Annotated in this window: 18 protein-coding genes, 1 pseudogene and 1 riboswitch; of the genes and pseudogenes, 12 read left to right on the top strand and 7 right to left on the bottom strand. The window is 51.3% G+C overall.

Going from position 1 to position 15,283, the window contains the following annotated elements; all coding sequences use genetic code 11:
• Positions 1–13: 13 nt before the first annotated feature.
• Both JNC80_RS11970 and JNC80_RS11965 read left to right on the top strand, forming a co-directional pair.
• Positions 14–646 carry a DsbA family protein gene (locus JNC80_RS11970; protein ID WP_376710469.1) on the top strand — a complete coding sequence of 211 codons (633 nt, stop codon included), beginning with the start codon at positions 14–16 and terminating at the stop codon, positions 644–646.
• Between the two features lie 75 nt (positions 647–721).
• Positions 722–1,162, top strand: a complete 441-nt coding sequence (locus JNC80_RS11965; RefSeq protein ID WP_376710468.1) for a DsrE family protein — start codon at positions 722–724, stop codon at positions 1,160–1,162.
• A 165-nt stretch (positions 1,163–1,327) separates the two neighbouring features.
• Here JNC80_RS11965 and JNC80_RS11960 read toward each other — a convergent pair whose 3' ends face one another.
• The 4 genes from JNC80_RS11960 to JNC80_RS11945 form a co-directional block, all read right to left on the bottom strand.
• Positions 1,328–1,474 (bottom strand): DUF1127 domain-containing protein, encoded by a 147-nt coding sequence (locus JNC80_RS11960; protein ID WP_075656864.1) that lies wholly within the window; start codon positions 1,472–1,474, stop codon positions 1,328–1,330.
• Positions 1,475–1,767: 293 nt separating this feature from the next.
• On the bottom strand, positions 1,768–2,415 hold the full coding sequence (locus JNC80_RS11955) for a hypothetical protein (RefSeq protein ID WP_376710467.1): 648 nt from the start codon (positions 2,413–2,415) through the stop codon (positions 1,768–1,770).
• The gene (locus JNC80_RS11950; protein WP_376710466.1) at positions 2,402–3,628 is read right to left on the bottom strand and encodes a hypothetical protein; all 1,227 of its coding nucleotides are present in this window, start codon (positions 3,626–3,628) and stop codon (positions 2,402–2,404) included. The genes JNC80_RS11955 and JNC80_RS11950 overlap by 14 nt, the downstream gene beginning before the upstream one ends.
• Before the next feature lie 177 nt (positions 3,629–3,805).
• On the bottom strand, positions 3,806–4,234 hold the full coding sequence (locus tag JNC80_RS11945; protein WP_022711566.1) for an Lrp/AsnC family transcriptional regulator: 429 nt from the start codon (positions 4,232–4,234) through the stop codon (positions 3,806–3,808).
• 214 nt (positions 4,235–4,448) lie between these two features.
• Here JNC80_RS11945 and JNC80_RS11940 point away from each other — a divergent pair, with 214 nt between their 5' ends.
• The 10 genes and pseudogenes from JNC80_RS11940 to thiD all read left to right on the top strand — a co-directional run bounded on the left by JNC80_RS11940 (position 4,449) and on the right by thiD (position 14,017).
• Positions 4,449–5,522 carry a saccharopine dehydrogenase family protein gene (locus JNC80_RS11940; RefSeq protein WP_022711567.1) on the top strand — a complete coding sequence of 358 codons (1,074 nt, stop codon included), beginning with the start codon at positions 4,449–4,451 and terminating at the stop codon, positions 5,520–5,522.
• A 140-nt stretch (positions 5,523–5,662) separates the two neighbouring features.
• A complete protein-coding gene (locus tag JNC80_RS11935; protein WP_022711568.1) occupies positions 5,663–6,424 on the top strand; it encodes an ABC transporter substrate-binding protein in 762 nt (253 codons plus the stop codon).
• A 142-nt stretch (positions 6,425–6,566) separates the two neighbouring features.
• Positions 6,567–7,808, top strand: a complete 1,242-nt coding sequence (locus JNC80_RS11930; protein WP_376710465.1) for an NAD(P)/FAD-dependent oxidoreductase — start codon at positions 6,567–6,569, stop codon at positions 7,806–7,808.
• A gap of 83 nt (positions 7,809–7,891) precedes the next feature.
• Positions 7,892–8,455, top strand: a complete 564-nt coding sequence (locus JNC80_RS11925; protein ID WP_376710464.1) for a hypothetical protein — start codon at positions 7,892–7,894, stop codon at positions 8,453–8,455.
• Entirely contained in the window at positions 8,452–9,042 is a 591-nt protein-coding gene (locus JNC80_RS11920; RefSeq protein ID WP_376710463.1) for an RES family NAD+ phosphorylase, read from the top strand. Before JNC80_RS11925 ends, JNC80_RS11920 begins: the two co-directional genes overlap by 4 nt.
• A gap of 23 nt (positions 9,043–9,065) precedes the next feature.
• A pseudogene (locus tag JNC80_RS11915) lies at positions 9,066–10,058 on the top strand (NAD(P)-dependent oxidoreductase); the annotation flags it as partial.
• Between the two features lie 183 nt (positions 10,059–10,241).
• Positions 10,242–11,525, top strand: a complete 1,284-nt coding sequence (locus JNC80_RS11910; protein ID WP_376710594.1) for a glycerate kinase type-2 family protein — start codon at positions 10,242–10,244, stop codon at positions 11,523–11,525.
• A gap of 46 nt (positions 11,526–11,571) precedes the next feature.
• Positions 11,572–11,667, top strand: a riboswitch (TPP riboswitch).
• 63 nt (positions 11,668–11,730) lie between these two features.
• A complete protein-coding gene (gene thiM, locus JNC80_RS11905; protein ID WP_376710462.1) occupies positions 11,731–12,543 on the top strand; it encodes a hydroxyethylthiazole kinase in 813 nt (270 codons plus the stop codon).
• Complete coding sequence (gene thiE / locus JNC80_RS11900; protein ID WP_376710461.1) at positions 12,530–13,174, top strand: thiamine phosphate synthase; 645 nt, start codon at positions 12,530–12,532, stop codon at positions 13,172–13,174. The genes thiM and thiE overlap by 14 nt, the downstream gene beginning before the upstream one ends.
• A 3-nt stretch (positions 13,175–13,177) precedes the next feature.
• Positions 13,178–14,017, top strand: a complete 840-nt coding sequence (gene thiD / locus JNC80_RS11895; protein WP_376710460.1) for a bifunctional hydroxymethylpyrimidine kinase/phosphomethylpyrimidine kinase — start codon at positions 13,178–13,180, stop codon at positions 14,015–14,017.
• A 69-nt stretch (positions 14,018–14,086) separates the two neighbouring features.
• Here the strand turns inward: thiD and JNC80_RS11890 are convergent, their stop codons facing one another.
• Genes JNC80_RS11890 through JNC80_RS11880 form a run of 3 tightly spaced genes read right to left on the bottom strand, consistent with a single transcriptional unit; the run spans position 14,087 to position 15,281 of the window.
• A complete protein-coding gene (locus JNC80_RS11890) occupies positions 14,087–14,497 on the bottom strand; it encodes a DUF6691 family protein (protein WP_075656856.1) in 411 nt (136 codons plus the stop codon).
• Positions 14,498–14,509: 12 nt separating this feature from the next.
• Positions 14,510–14,935, bottom strand: a complete 426-nt coding sequence (locus tag JNC80_RS11885) for a YeeE/YedE family protein (protein WP_376710459.1) — start codon at positions 14,933–14,935, stop codon at positions 14,510–14,512.
• A 4-nt stretch (positions 14,936–14,939) separates the two neighbouring features.
• Positions 14,940–15,281, bottom strand: a complete 342-nt coding sequence (locus tag JNC80_RS11880; protein ID WP_376710458.1) for an ArsR/SmtB family transcription factor — start codon at positions 15,279–15,281, stop codon at positions 14,940–14,942.
• Between the last annotated feature and the right edge of the window lie 2 nt (positions 15,282–15,283).

Here is a 15,283-nt window from a genome sequence, read left to right as displayed (position 1 = left end):
GCAGGAGAACCATATGCAACGCCGCCAGTTCCTTCAACTCTCATCCGGTATTGCGCTGAGCACTGCTTATTTGCTGAACAGCCAGCAGGAGGCTTTTGCACAGGAGGTTGATGTCAACGGGATTCTCTATGATCCGGAAGCACCCGCCGGCGGCAATCCCAAAGGTGATCTGACCATTGTCGTTTTCACCGATTATAACTGTATTTACTGCAAAAAATCCGGTGTTGATCTGGCGCGTATCGTCAAAGAAGACGGGAATATCCGCCTTGTTTATAAAGAATGGCCGATCCTGACAGAATCGTCGGTCTATGGCTCTCAGCTGGCACTGGCAGCGCAATATCAGGGCAAATATGAAATCGTTCATAAAGCACTGATGTCAATTCCTGGCGGCAAAGTGTCTAAAAAGGCGATGCTTGATGCGGTTAAAGCCTCCGGCATTGATATGCAGCAATTGCAGGCTGATCTGAACAAAAACAACGGTAAAATCACTGCGCAGTTGAAGCGTGTCATGTCGCAGGCGGAATCAATCGGCGTTGAAGGCACTCCAACGCATCTGATCGGCCCGTTCCGGGCGATGGCACTGGATTATAACGGCTTCAAAATGGCGGTGGCTGATGCCCGTGCCCGCGAGAAGGCGGCGAAATAACAAGCCAGAGCGGTAATGCCAATATTACCTGTAACGCGATCGACTTGAAAGTCGCCGTTCTCTGACCGGAGTTTTATGATGAATGATCCGCTGACCCATAATCGCTATAGCAAGTCCGGTGAACAGCGGGTCGTTTATCATAATAATGGTGCTTATATAAATGCCACAGCGGCTGAAACCAAAGCCTATATGGCGGCATTGCTCACATCCCTGACCAATCATGTGCAGGCATTATCTGCAGGATGTGAATCAAAACCGGCTTTTACCATCCGTGTGGTTTGCCACGGCGCGGGTCTGGATTTGTTTCAGATTGCGGAAGCCGACGATATTCTGAAAAAACGTTTCGATAATTTATGCGAACAGGGCGTTCGGTTTCTGGCCTGCGCCAATACAATGCGCGCGCGTAATCTCGAGATTAAAAACCTGTATCGTCTTTCAGAAGATGATGTGGTGCCAAGCGGCGTTGCAGAACTTGCATATCTGCAAATACAGGGCTTTGCCTATATCCATCTTTGAGTGTTGAAGACCAAAAACTGGTTGCCGAAAAAGTAAACGCCCGACGCTGGGAGGAGCATCGGGCGTTACAATGAATGACCGGTTGGGAGGAGGGAGACCGGTCTTCGATCAAACCTGAGTTGGGAGGAGGAGGGAGGCTCAGGTTTGATATCTCTGTAATTCTTATTAGCGCTGAGCTGCCTTGCGAGCTACAAACGGAATTTCTGCAGGCAGGATGCCGAGATCGTTCAGTTCGCGGGTTGAGAGGCGGTTCAGTTCGTTTACTGTGCTGCGGTAACGACGCCAGTTGTTGTAAGAGCGGATCAGGTTCATGTTTCTCACCTAGAAAATTTTATGTCGTTGTTTGTTGAGTTGTATATAGCCCTAATGATCCGAAATGAGCAGAGACAAATTTGCATAGCTGCGTTGCTTATTCGGATTGGGAAAACGCTCCGTCAGGCATTAAATTGTCATAATCATCATTTTAAGTGAAAAACTTGCCGCAAAAGCGCTCAGCGCAGCCCTGAAGCGGCCACAATCCCCCTGAAATTCGGATAAGACCTGCTTTTTCTTGGAAATACGCGCATAGCTATGCAGAGCTGGCGGGAAACATCTGTGTAAATGCGCTACTGAATGCCTGAATAGGCGACCATGCGGCCATCACTGTCGAGATCAATAAACGCTCTTTTCCCGCGTCTTCCTACAGCCATAAAGACAATCTTTGCCGGATGAACCTCCAGAAAGCGCAAAGCGTTTCCGTTTTGATCGTAATGTGTAATGTCGCTGCCACCTGTTTCCAGAAAACCTTGCTTTTGCATAAAGTCTTCATTTGCACATGCGACGGCAAAGATTTTAAGGCGCTTTGGTCGCTGGAATAAGCCGACTAAAATACCGGTTGCTGTCATTAGCAAAGTTACGCTAGCACCAAGAAAAATGGCGCCAATCAAGGAATGTGTGTTTGCTTCAGTCGATATAACGGAGATCAAATAGAATATAATAACTGACCATGCGGCAATGCTAATGGCAATCAGGAGAAGGTTGCCAATGAATGTCAGGAAAAGAGTTCCGAAAAACCCGCGATTATAACCTCTGACAAGACCTCGTCCGCCAATAAAGGGGCAGACAAAGGCGGCCGCTAATAAAAGAAGCAAGCCCGCACTGTTTTTGGTACCTTTATATAAGACGCGGCCCGCAGCGAATCCGAAACCTGCAATAGCTGCACCGCCAATACCTGCTGCCAGCATAGATAGTTTTAATGGTTCAGAGCGTTTCATGGGCCGCTCGTTGTTTCTTGCGATTTATAAGGCGGTACGTAGATTTCGACAGGGAATAGACCAGCCAGATTGCCCATGCGATCCAAAGCGCAACGGAGATCAGCACAGAGATAACTAAATATAGCAATTTGCCTAATCTGATGGCGTTTTTGCCAAGCAATTTGATGACAGATGAGGTTTTCTCGGCAAATTTATCCGACAATTTGGCGAATTTTCGCAAGTCCTTTGCATCATCTGCATATGCCAGTGCTCGCATAGAGGTACTGACACCTGCACTGGATAGTAGTTTTCCGGATGCGGAAGTAAGGTCATCCAATTCTTTGACGGCCTTTGTATTGATGACGCCATCAAATCTTTTTCCCAATGCTGCGAGATCAAGCGGGCTCGCTTCATGCAAAAGGGTTTCTGAATCTGTGAAATCACCTTTAAACAGTTTCTTATAGTCAATATTTTTAGCGGCACTCGTCATCTTTGATAGCGACGGAATTTTGTATAAAGGCTCCGGACTTGTTAAAGCCCTTGTTAATGCAGGTTTATTGATGAGCTTGGAAGAAATGCCTGTTATTTTTTCAATGAGCGGACGCGACAGTTTTCGGGTCTTGTATGCGCCCTTTATTAATGAAGCACCTTTATCGACTTGAGCGGCAGCTAGTGCAACCGGAGCAGTTGCAGGATTTGTCCAAGAAGACATAGACACTAGAGATGTAGACAGTCCTGCGGCAGCTACACCTAAAGTGATTGCATCATAGCTTTCGCCCGTTATGAATTTGGTGCCTTCTGTTGATATGTCCCTCAGATCACCATATCCAACATAATCGGATGCTAGGCTACCGAGCAGTGTTTGCACTGAATCGACTTCGCCATAGGCAAACCCGTTCACAAAACCGGAAGTGTAGCGGTAGGTTGCCGCCAGATAACCTTCCTCGGTTTTCTCTATCAGTTCTGGCGGGAGTGTGTGCCCGTAATCTGTTGCCAAGGCGACAAGATTTTGCGCTTCCGCAATATCATCCTCATCCAGCGCAGTCTGAACTTCAAAGGCGAATTCTTCTGTTGTCAGGGCAGACAATCTGTAATGAGAAATTGCAAAAGGATCCCACCAGTTCAAAGCGAGTTTGAGCGCTGCAAACTGATTGGAATATGTGAAAGTGATTGCCGAGAAGAGCAAAATACCTGCACTGGCAAGCTGAGAAGATTTCTTATAGGTTTTAAGCAAAACTACCCCCGTGGCCATGCCTAAAGATTATGCAGTGCTACATAACTCACGGGAATAAAAATGACAGCAGTATTTATAGTTTTATTATTTCAGTAAATAATTTTAGAATAATTGAATATTAATATCCAAAAAATATTACACTTTTATATTATTTACTAATGATAATCTCTTTAAAATTCACCGCTCGATACGGGTGGAGAGAATAATAGACGACATGGTGCGTTCAACACCTTCCAGTGCACCGATCTGATCGAGCACACTGTCGAGTTCGCCGATTGATGGCGCTTCAACAATAACAATCATATCAAAATTGCCGCTGATCGAATGAACAGATCGCACGGACATCATGGTTTTGAGGCCGACTTCAACCTTTGGTGAAAATTTCGGCAGGGCTGTAACCAGCACATGCGCACGCACCAGATGGCTTTCATGTTCTGAAGACAGTTTAACAGTATAGCCGGTAATGATGCCGCGTTTTTCCAGCCGGTCGATGCGGCTCTGAACCGTTGTACGGGAAACGCCGAGCCGTCTGGCAAGTGTTGCTGTCGATGCGCGGGCATTCTCGCGTAAAAGAGCAATCAGGGCCATATCGGCTTTCGTCGTCATTTTGAACCTCGCTAGCGTCACTTCGTTCAAATATATAGCGTCATTCCGTCATTTTAGATACTTCTTTTTGACGAAAATTCTGCGACTCTATGCCATCATTTCCTGAGGCTGAATCAAGTCCTCGGGAAATAATACAGTATTATTAAAGTGTTACATTTTCCTTGTTGCGCAGGCACAGGCAGTGGCACTCAGGCAATATAATAAAGGGTCAGTCATGAAAGACGTCGTCGTCGTTGGTGCCGGTAAGATCGGTGTAACAATTGCACAGCTTCTGGGTAACACCGGTGATTATAATGTAACGGTAACAGACCGTGCGGAAGAGCAGCTGAAAGCGCTTGCCGGCAAAAAGAACATCACAACTAAAGTTGTTGATATTGCTGATGAAGCCGCTCTGGCAGCCGTTCTGGCCGGTAAATTTGCTGTTCTCAGCGCTGCGCCTTACCAGATGACAATCCGTATTGCTGATGCAGCTGCAAAAGCAGGCGTTCACTATCTCGACCTGACCGAAGACGTTGCAAGCACACGCCATGTTAAAGAACTGGCGAAAACCGCTAAAACGGCCTTCATTCCACAGTGCGGTCTGGCTCCTGGCTTCATCTCGATCGTTGCTTACGATCTGGCCAAGAAATTCGACAAGCTGGAATCTATCGGCATGCGCGTCGGCGCTCTGCCACAGTTCCCGACCAACTCCATCACCTATAACCTGACATGGAGCACGGATGGCGTTATCAACGAATATATTGAGCCATGTGAAGCCATCGTCAACGGCAAGCTGACACTGGTTCCTGCTATGGAAGAGCGCGAAGAATTCTCGCTCGAAGGCGTTCAGTACGAAGCTTTCAACACTTCCGGCGGTCTCGGCACTCTGGCTGAAACCCTTGAAGGCAAAGTTCGCACTCTGAACTACCGCACCATCCGCTACCCTGGCCATTGCGACATCTTCAAGACCCTGCTGAACGACCTCGGCCTGCGTCATCGCCGCGATGTATTCAAGGACATTCTTGAAACCGCAGTTCCGGGCACCCAGCAGGACGTTATCGTTATCTTCGTAACGGTAACCGGCTACAAAGACGGACGTCTGACTCAGGAAACTTATGCGAATAAGGTTTACAACCAGACTCAGGATGGTCTGGAAATGACCGGTATTCAGGTTACCACTGCTTCCGCTATCTGCGCTGTTGTTGATATGCTTGCTGATGGCAGCATCCCTGCACAGGGCTTCATGAAGCAGGAAGATATTGCGCTGGATAAGTTCCTCGCAAACCGCTTCGGTAAAGTTTACGCTTAATGGCGGGATGAATACGTATCTACATGATGCGTATTCAGAATGTCTTGATGAAATGAGAAACGGGGCAAGGGCTTTCCTTTGCCCCGTTTTTCTGTTTAGCTGCCCTCGGAGAATGATTTTCACGACATAATGAGGGAACTATGCGTAAATCAGTTTTATTTGCAGGTATGGTACTGGCTGCTATTGCGACATCGGCGGGTGCAAAAGAATGGAAAGAAATCCGTATTGCCACTGAAGGTGCTTATCCTCCGTTCAACTTTGTTGATGCTGATGGTTCGCTGAAGGGCTTTGACGTTGATATTGCCAATGCTCTTTGCGAGGAAATGAAAGCCAAATGCACCCTCGTTGCCAATGATTGGGACGGTATGATTCCGGGCTTGCAGGCTGGCAAATTTGATGCGGTTATCGCATCGATGAGCATTACCGAAGAGCGCAAGAAACAGATCGACTTCACCAATAAATATTACTCCACGCCTCTGGCGATTGCTGTGCCGAAAGACAGCCCGATTAAAGATGTGAAACCGGAAAGCTTCTCCGGCAAAACAATCGGTGCGCAGGGCGGCACAACACAGGCGATTTATGCGGAAGATGTGCTGGCTAAAGCCGGTGCTGAGGTCAAACTTTATGTGAGCGCCGACGAAGCCAATGCGGATCTGAAGACCGGTCGTCTGGATGCAATGATCTCCGACAAATTTCCTGTCGTTGACTGGCTGAAAACGGAAGCCGGAAGCTGCTGCCATATTCTTGAAGACGTGCCGGGCACACAGACAGAAACCGGTATTGCTTTGAAACAGGGCAATGATGATCTGAAAGCCCAGTTTAATGCGGCGATTGACGGTATCCGCAAAAACGGCACCTATGACAAGATCATGAAGAAGTACTTCGACTTCGATATTTATTGATCGCAACGGCTGTTAAAACCGTTTGATGAGCGCGCAACTTTGCGCGCTCATTGTCTTAATCCTGTAATTTCAGTCCTTCGTGGCAAACTGCCGGCCGGAATTTTTCTGCCTGTAGTCATGACCCGTATTCTCCGGCCATAACATGCGTAAATTCGATACAATCATTCTGGGTGCAGGCATTATCGGTGTCAGCACTGCGCTTCACTTGCAGGCACGCGGCCATTCCGTTTGTCTGATCGACAAAAAAGATCCGGGTGAGGGGACGAGTTATGGCAATGCCGGTCTGATTGAGCGCTCCAGCGTTATTCCTTACTCATTTCCGCGCGGGCTCGCCAATCTGATTAAATATGGTCTGAATAACCGTACGGATGTGCGTTATGATCTGGCCTATATGCCAAAACTGGCACCATGGCTGTTTCAGTTCTGGCGTCATTCTTCCGCGGACGGATTGGCAAAAGCAACAAAAGCCATGCTGCCGCTTGTGGAAGCCAGTGTGACCGAACATGATTTCCTGATTGATCAGGCCGGTTGCCAGAATCTGGTGCAGGACAAAGGTTGGCTGGAAGCGTTTTGCAGTGAACAGGCTTTTGATGCTTTTGTGAAAAATCTGCCGTCGCTGGATCGCTTCGGACTGAATTATAAAGTGCTCGACAGCACCGGTTTTGCAGCAGCGGAACCATCGATGCGCAATATTGCCGGTGCCGTTCATTGGCTCGACCCGAAAACGGTCAATGATCCTTCGGCTCTGGTCAAAGCCTATGCTTCTCTCTTCACACAACGCGGTGGCGTGTTCCTGCATGGCGATGCTTCGACCTTGCAACAGCAAAGTGATGGCTGGTCGGTACGGGCAAGCGAACCTGTGACGGCACGTAATGTTGTTGCGGCGCTCGGACCTCAGTCCCATCTCATCTATGACAAGGCCGGAATGAAATTGCCTATGGCAGTCAAACGCGGCACACATCTGCATTTCTCGCTTGATGATGGTGCAGCACTCAATCATCCGGTGGTGGAAGTGGAAGGCGGCTATGTGCTGGCACCGATGCGTCAGGGCATGCGTCTGACAACCGGCATTGAATTTGCAGCGCCGGATGCACCGGCTAATCGTATCCTGCTCGATCGGGCAGAAAAACGTGCGCGTAAAGTATTGCCGTCATTGGGCAAACCGGTTGAGGCACAGCCATGGCTGGGTCTGCGCCCTTGTATGCCGGATATGCGACCGGTTATCGGTCAGGTGCCAAACAAGCCGGGCTTGTGGATGAATTTTGGTCATGCTCATCATGGTTTGACGCTGGGGCCTGCGTCCGGCCGGTTGCTGGCAGAGCTGATGACGGGAGAAAAACCATTCATTCCGGCAGAGCCATATTCTGCAAGTCGCTTCATGTAAGATGCAACTTCGTCAACTTCGACAATAACAGCAAGCTTGACAACCAGTCTGTGCAGTATCATCTTTAAGTTCAGGAGATGAAAATGGTACAGACAACGCAGAATACACCGAAGGCTGAGAAAGCACGGCAGTCCCCTGCAGCAAAGGCAAAGCCGCGCGGCAATACAAATGCGCGTGCCATTGCTAAACGTCAGCCTGTCCATAAAACTGCTGCTACGGCTGTTGCCAAAGAGGCCTATCAGCCGGATGCGCGCGCTCTGGCTTTGCTGCGTGGTGTTGAAATCGCCCAGCAGGATCTGCGCGAGGCAGGTGGCGCTTATACGCTGGAGCAGGTGCGCCTGTTATTGCAGGGTATTTCCCGTCAGGCCGTGGATAAACGCGTGCAGGATGGTTCATTGCTTGCAGTTCCGGGGCCTGGCAACCGCCGTGCCTATCCGACGATCCAGTTTCTCAATGACGGCAGTATTGTTGCCGGACTGAAAGCTGTGCGTCAGGCACTTGGCAGCGCTAATCCGTGGTTTTTGCTGAACTTTCTGAGCAGGCCGGATGAACGTCTCAACGGCAAAAAGCCGATTGAGCTGCTGCGTCGTGGTGAAACAGGTGCAGTGCTGGAAGCAGCACGGCTCAATGGTTTGCAAGGCGCGTGAGCGGGCCGCAACCACCGCACAATCTGGCTTCCCGACAGCCCGAGCTGATCACTCTGGCTGCGGGAAGCAAATTATATCGTTTTTATACAGCTGCTTTTGAACCCGTTTATTTCGACCGCTCCGATATGGGCAGGCTGAATGCGCCGGATGCGTCCTATGGTGTGCTTTATACAGCCGCTGCACGGGAAGGCGCTTTTGCTGAAACATTCTTACGTGAACCCGGTCGCAACCTGATTGATTTAATGCTTTTACAGAAGAAAGCGCATGTGGTGCTGGAGCTGACGGCTCCGTTAAAGCTGGCCAAACTTGCAGGGCGCGGACTGGCTGTAGTTGGTGCAACGGCTGAAGTGCTGCATAGCGGGTTGCCTTACGATACCGCGCAAAACTGGTCAAAAGCACTGTATAATCATCCGGAAAATTTTGATGGCATTGCCTATTATGCCCGCCATGATGACGAGCAGCTTTGTTATGCGCTGTTCGATCATTGTGCGGAGCATATTAATATTGCCGAGCGACAGACCGATCTTGATACAGACTGGTTCTGGCAAATTGCCAATCACTATAATCTGGGTATTGCCCCGTACTAAATAATTATAAGGGAACTAAAATCATGTCAGACAAAACTGCCAAAATCCTGATCACGGATCATCTGGAGTTGCGTCTTGATGCGCAAGGGAAGCATCAATGGCATGAAATCCGCCATTATATTGAAGAAAAAGGCGGGGTCTTTCACGATCATGCTTTGCAAGCAGTCTCGGCACTCACAGCCGGTAAGCTGCATTTCTTCTATTGCCCTGATCTGAGCACTGAAGAAGAACTGACAGTTGTTGCGGGGCAGGGGCAATATGATGCGGTGATCGCAGCCGCCACCCGTATCCCGCCGCAATGCCAGTTCGCCGAGGGCGGTGTGCGTATCGGTGCAGGCACCGGCAATATGCAATCGCAATCATGGATTTCCGGCACAGCGCCTTTGATGAATACACCGGGCATTAATAGCCGTATCACCGCGCAGATGGTGCTGAAAGCGCTGTTACAGTTTCGTCCCGATCTCGATACGCAAACGCTTTATGCGCAGGTGCTGGAAGGCAAATTCGATACTGGCCGCGATCTGGCGCGTTTTCCAAGCACTGGTCTTGAAGGGCGTAAGTTTGCCATTCTCGGCAGCGGCAATATTGGCATGGAAGTGGCAAAATTGGCCAAAGCCTTTGCTATGGATGTGGTGATCTATGCGCGGGAACATCATCGCTCATGGATTGAAAGCCAAGGTTATACTTACGCGGCGACACCGCAAGAGGCTGCGCAAAACGCCGATGTATTGAGCGTGCATCTGGGGCTTGGTGCGCTGAACAAGGAGACAGGGCGCTACAGCAATCAGGGGCTTGTCGGTCATGATGTTCTGTCGGTAATGGCGACAAGCGCAATGGTCATCAATTATGACCGTGGTGAATTGGTGGATGTTGCAGCACTTGAACCGCTGATGCAGAGCGGTCATATCCGCAATGTTGCGGTGGATGCCGACCTGTTTGAAAAAGACGGTGTGTTGTCAGGCCCTTTAGCGCCTTATGTATCACTGGCTAAAAAATACCCGCAAAGGATGCTGCTGTTACCTCATGCGGCGGCAGATACTGATCATCCGTCACGCCTAGTTGGGGCAAAACAGGCCGTTGACCAGATTTTTGCAGCGATTACCGAGCGCCGTGTCATCAATGCAGTTGGCGCGATCCCTGCCGGTTACAGTAATGGTGGTAGTCAGTTGCCGCAGGGCATCGGACGGACACAGATTAAACTGAAACAGGGGCAGGAGCGGCAATTCCTCAAATCCCTGTTTGAAACAGCAGTTAAGGCGGCTGATCCGCTGCATTGTCTCAAACCATATTTACCGCCAGTACCAAAGGGCAAAACCATTGTGATCGGTGCCGGTAAGGGCGCCGCACAAATGGCGCAGGCTTTTGAGACTTTATGGATTGAGGCCGGTAACCCTGCGCCGGAGGGTGTGGTCGTTACTCGTTATGGCTACGGGGCGGAATGTCGGTTTATCAAAGTGCTGGAAGCTGCGCATCCGGTGCCGGATGCAGCGGGACTGGAAGCAACCAAGCAGCTGAAATCCGCTTTGCAAGATCTGAGCGCGGATGATCTGGTGGTGGCATTGATCTGCGGCGGCGGCTCGGCTCTGTTGCCTGCGCCACCGGAGGGGCTGACACTGGCCGACGAGCAGGCGGTTAACGCAGGACTGCTCGCCAGTGGTGCGCCGATCAGCGTGATGAATGCTATCCGCAAACATGTTTCCACGATCAAAGGTGGCAGGCTGGCAGCCTTGGCAGGACCTGCCCGTATGGTCAGTCTGATTGTCTCGGACATTCCGGGTGATGATCCGGCACTGATCGCCTCAGGGCCGACAATTGCCGACCGTGCAACGCGCCATGATGCTCTGAAATATATTGAACATTACAAGATGCAGCTACCGGAAAAGGTCATGGCGCATTTGCGAAGTGAAGCAGCCGATGCGCCGCAGCCTGATAATGCCGTGTTTGCGCGGCATAGTCATCATATTATCGCCAGCGCAGCGCAATCCCTGAAGGCGGCTGCAAAACTGGCTGAGGAGCAGGGCGTTGAAACGCTCATTCTCTCGGATTCCATTGAAGGGGAAGCGAAAGACATTGCGCTGATGCATGGGGCAATGGCGCAATATCAGGCACGCAACCGCACATCCGGCCAGCCGCTTCTGCTGCTTTCCGGCGGTGAGACAACGGTAACGCTTGGCTCCGGTTCAAAGGCAGGCAAAGGCGGGCGCAACAGCGAATTTATGCTGGCGCTGGCGCTGAATATTGCAGGCAATGCTAATATTCACGCTTTAGCTGCGGATACGGACGGTATTGATGGTTCGGAGAATAATGCCGGTGCTTTTGCTGACGGCAACACAATTCAGCACATGACGGAGCTTGGTCTTGATGCGAAACAGTTTCTCGCAGGCCATGACAGCTGGAGTGCATTCAATGCCAGTGGTGATCTGTTTGTAACGGGACCGACTGGTACAAATGTCAATGATTTCCGTGCCATATTAATCAGCTGAGCTTGCTCAAGCGGTGGACAGCCGCATCCGGCTCTGCCATAATGACGATGAGAGACAGGGGCGCCCGGATCATACCGGCTGAGAAGTACCCTTTGAACCTGAACCGGATAATGCCGGCGGAGGGAGTCAGATCAAAGGGCGGCTTTTCGCAACAGCGACGATAACGGCACCCCGCGTCAGACCCTCACCGTTGCGGAGGGCTGATATGAAAGATCTACCGGATTTCGGCGTGATGCTGGAAACCATGCGACAACGCAAACCCCTCATACAATGCATCACAAATTTTGTGGCGATGAATACGGCTGCCAATGTGGTTCTGGCTGCCGGTGCATCTCCGGCTATGCTGCATGCGCAGGAAGAGGCAGGAGAGTTCGCAAAATTATGCGGCGCGGTCACAATCAATATCGGCACGCTGTCGCCGCTCTGGGTGCAAGGGATGATTGCTGCTATCACGGCTGCCAATGCGCATAATATTCCGTGGGTTTTTGACCCCGTTGCGCATTTTGCCTCAACTTTCCGCCGCGATGCTGCGCAAAAACTTCTGGCACTGAAACCTGCGGTTATTCGCGGCAATGCTTCAGAAATTCTGACGCTTGCGGGCTTTTCCGCACGCGGACAGGGTGCAGATAGCGGTGATGATGCCGGTAGCGCGCACCACGCGGCTCAAAAACTGGCGCGGGAGCATAAATGTACGGTTGCAGTCACCGGCGCTTATGATCTTGTGACCGATGGTCAGATAACTTTGCGCATTGACGGCGGCTCAACACTGATGCCGCAGGTCACAGCTTTGGGCTGTGCGCTGACCTGCCTGACCGGTGCATTTGTCGCCGCGCATAGAACCTCTGCTCTCGAGGCCTCTGCCGCAGCTCTGGCTATGTATGCCGTGGCCGGAGAGCAGGCGGCCTTGCAGGCAAAAGGCCCTGCCAGCTTCCAGATACATTTTATCGATGCGCTATATGCGCTCTCTCCCGCACAATTCCAGTCTCAGGCAAAGGTACAATTCTATGAAACAGTTTGATCTGTCGCTCTATCTCGTTCTCGACCGCGAGCTTTGTGGCAGTTTGGGTATGGTGGAAACCGCAATCGCAGCAGTGCGCGGCGGTGCCACAATGGTGCAGTTGCGCGATAAAGACGCCAGCCAGCAGGAGATGCTTGAAACCGCCAAAGCATTGAAAGCGGCGCTCGAAGGCACCAATGCCAAGCTGATTATCAATGACAATATTGAGGTTGCCATTGCTGTTGGTGCCGATGGTTTGCATATCGGCCAGCATGACGGTTCACCGGAACAGGTGCGGGCAAAGATCGGGACGGATATGATCCTTGGTCTGTCGGTACAGACTGCAGAAATGGCCACCAAAACGGATAGTGCTGTGGTGGATTATCTCGGCATCGGTCCAGTTTTCCCGACCGCTACCAAAAAGAACTGCGCACCTTCCATCGGTTTTGACGGATTGAAACGGGTTTACTCGCACAACGGCCTGCCAGCTGTGGCAATCGGAGGCATTAAACTGCCGCATGTGGAGGATGTGCTGGCGACCGGTATTGATGGTCTGGCTGTGGTGTCTGCAATTTGCGGTCAGGAGAGTCCTGAGCAGGAGGCCCGTGCCTTCAATGCGGCGATTGCTCATTTCCGTGGAGCAAAGGGCTAAGTCATGAAAAATGTTCTTTCTCTCGCCGGTTCCGATCCGTCCGGCGGTGCCGGTATTCAGGCTGATCTGAAAACCTTTGCTGCGCGCGGTACTTACGGCATGGCGGCGCTGACAGCGCTGACCGCGCAAAACACACAAGGCGTTTCCGGTGTTTTCCCCGTACCGGCAGATTTTGTCGCCCAGCAGCTAACCATGATTTTCAGCGATGTGCGGGTCGATGCGGTTAAGATCGGCATGATCGTCAATGCGCAAATTTCTGACCGCGTGGCGCAAGTTTTGCAGGAGCAGCTTGTCAAACAACCGGATTTGCAGATTGTGCTTGATCCGGTGATGATTGCCAAAGGCGGCGCAGCATTGCTCGACCCGCAGGCAGTGGAAAGTCTGACGCAGAAACTGCTGCCGCTTGCAACTTTGCTGACGCCGAACCTGCCGGAAGCGGCAGCATTGCTCGGACAACCGGTCGCGGAAAACCGTGAGGACATGGAACGCCAAGGTCGTGCTTTGCTGGCTAAAGGTTGCAAAGCCGTGCTGATGAAGGGCGGGCATATGGCAGGTGAATTCTGTCCTGATCTTTTGCTGAGCAACACACATACAGAATGGTTTGAGGCCGCGCGAATTGAAACGCCGGATACCCACGGCACCGGCTGCACGCTCTCCAGCGCTTTGGCGGCGGAACTGGCGAAAGGCAATATATTGCCGGATGCAGTGCGCGAGGCCAAAGCCTATCTGTTGCGGGCGATTGGTGCTGCGCATCAGCTTGAAGTCGGCATGAAAGATGGAAATGGCCGATCAGTCGGCCACGGTCCTGTGTTCCATTCGATTGATCAAATCAGAGCGCCGTGAGCCATATTTGGCTCACAAAGGTCGCTCTGACACTTTAAAATAGCTGACGAGTGAAGGCTTCCTGAGGGATCAGGAAGCCTTCACTTTACGGGCTATCAGCATGCCGATGACCATCGCCGGTACAAAGATCAATGTGCCAGTTGCGGCTAAGCCCACCGTGGTAATCGCAGGCCCCGGACAAATACCACCAAGCCCCCAGCCGATGCCGAACAGGATTGCCCCTGTCATCAGGGATTTGTCAGCTTTACGATTTGCAGGCACATCAAAATCTACGGCGCAGAGCGGTTTCTGACGGGCAAAAACCACGCGATAGCCGATGAAAGTTGTGACTACCGCTGCACCCATCACCAGAGCCAGTGACGGATCCCAATTACCGGTAATATCCAGAAAATTCAGCACTTTCTCAGGATTGGCCAGACCGGAAATCACCAGCCCCAGCCCGAAGATCAGACCGATAACAAGATTAATCAGAAATGACATGATCGACCTACTTTAAATGACGAGATGGCGCATGATGAAGACGGTGATGAAACCGGCTGCCATAAACAATGCTGTCGCCAATAATGAGCGGGGCGAGAGACGGGAAATGCCGCATACACCGTGACCGGATGTGCAACCGCTGCCCAAGACGGCGCCAAAACCGACCAGCAAACCGGCGCTCATCATCAAGACCGGATCGGATGAGACTGTGATTGCAGGCAGTGCACCGGTGAAAAGCAGATAGAGAAAAGGTGCGGCCAGTAATCCCAGCACAAATCCGGCGCGGGATAAAAAACGACTGTCGCTATAGGGCGGGAAAAGCCTGCTGACAATACCGCTGATACCGGCAATCCGGCCTTCAAACAGCATCAGCAAGACGGCTGAAAACCCGATCAGCAATCCGCCGCCAAGAGCAGACCATGGGGTAAAATTTTCCATGATATTACGTCCTTATATCCGGTGCACAAAACAGCTGATGCATGGTGGCGATGAAGATTTTCACCCGCTCATCGGCCAGAGAATAGAACACAGCTTTGCCTTCCTTGCGGGCGCTGATCAGTCCGGCAGCGCGCAATTCTGCCAGTTGCTGTGACAGGCCAGGCTGGCGGATGCCGAGCATATCCTCAAGCTGGCGCACAGACAGTTCACCCTCAACCAAAGCGCAGGCCACCTGCAAGCGGTCAGGATTGGACATTTTTTTCAGAAAGGCGGAAGCCTCGGTCACCCGTGCACGCAGCTCATTGGCGTCAGGTGCTGTGACTTCAGTTGGTATGATATCAGACATGT

The organism is Pseudochrobactrum lubricantis (assembly GCF_041929865.1).
In the GTDB taxonomy this organism is placed as follows: Bacteria; Pseudomonadota; Alphaproteobacteria; order Rhizobiales; family Rhizobiaceae; genus Pseudochrobactrum; species Pseudochrobactrum saccharolyticum.
Note: the sequence above shows the minus strand (reverse complement) of the source record. Positions and strands in the feature narration are given on the sequence as shown.

Bases quoted from the DNA above. Each gene is read 5' to 3' on its own strand.
- JNC80_RS11970 (WP_376710469.1), top strand. From the start codon at position 14: ATGCAACGCCGCCAGTTCCTTCAACTCTCATCCGGTATTGCGCTGAGC.
- JNC80_RS11965 (WP_376710468.1), top strand. From the start codon at position 722: ATGATGAATGATCCGCTGACCCATAATCGCTATAGCAAGTCCGGTGAA.
- JNC80_RS11960 (WP_075656864.1), bottom strand. From the start codon at position 1,474: ATGAACCTGATCCGCTCTTACAACAACTGGCGTCGTTACCGCAGCACA.
- JNC80_RS11955 (WP_376710467.1), bottom strand. From the start codon at position 2,415: ATGAAACGCTCTGAACCATTAAAACTATCTATGCTGGCAGCAGGTATT.
- JNC80_RS11945 (WP_022711566.1), bottom strand. From the start codon at position 4,234: ATGACGACGAAAGCCGATATGGCCCTGATTGCTCTTTTACGCGAGAAT.
- JNC80_RS11940 (WP_022711567.1), top strand. From the start codon at position 4,449: ATGAAAGACGTCGTCGTCGTTGGTGCCGGTAAGATCGGTGTAACAATT.
- JNC80_RS11935 (WP_022711568.1), top strand. From the start codon at position 5,663: ATGCGTAAATCAGTTTTATTTGCAGGTATGGTACTGGCTGCTATTGCG.
- JNC80_RS11930 (WP_376710465.1), top strand. From the start codon at position 6,567: ATGCGTAAATTCGATACAATCATTCTGGGTGCAGGCATTATCGGTGTC.
- JNC80_RS11925 (WP_376710464.1), top strand. From the start codon at position 7,892: ATGGTACAGACAACGCAGAATACACCGAAGGCTGAGAAAGCACGGCAG.
- thiM (WP_376710462.1), top strand. From the start codon at position 11,731: ATGAAAGATCTACCGGATTTCGGCGTGATGCTGGAAACCATGCGACAA.
- thiE (WP_376710461.1), top strand. From the start codon at position 12,530: ATGAAACAGTTTGATCTGTCGCTCTATCTCGTTCTCGACCGCGAGCTT.
- thiD (WP_376710460.1), top strand. From the start codon at position 13,178: ATGAAAAATGTTCTTTCTCTCGCCGGTTCCGATCCGTCCGGCGGTGCC.
- JNC80_RS11890 (WP_075656856.1), bottom strand. From the start codon at position 14,497: ATGTCATTTCTGATTAATCTTGTTATCGGTCTGATCTTCGGGCTGGGG.
- JNC80_RS11885 (WP_376710459.1), bottom strand. From the start codon at position 14,935: ATGGAAAATTTTACCCCATGGTCTGCTCTTGGCGGCGGATTGCTGATC.
- JNC80_RS11880 (WP_376710458.1), bottom strand. From the start codon at position 15,281: ATGTCTGATATCATACCAACTGAAGTCACAGCACCTGACGCCAATGAG.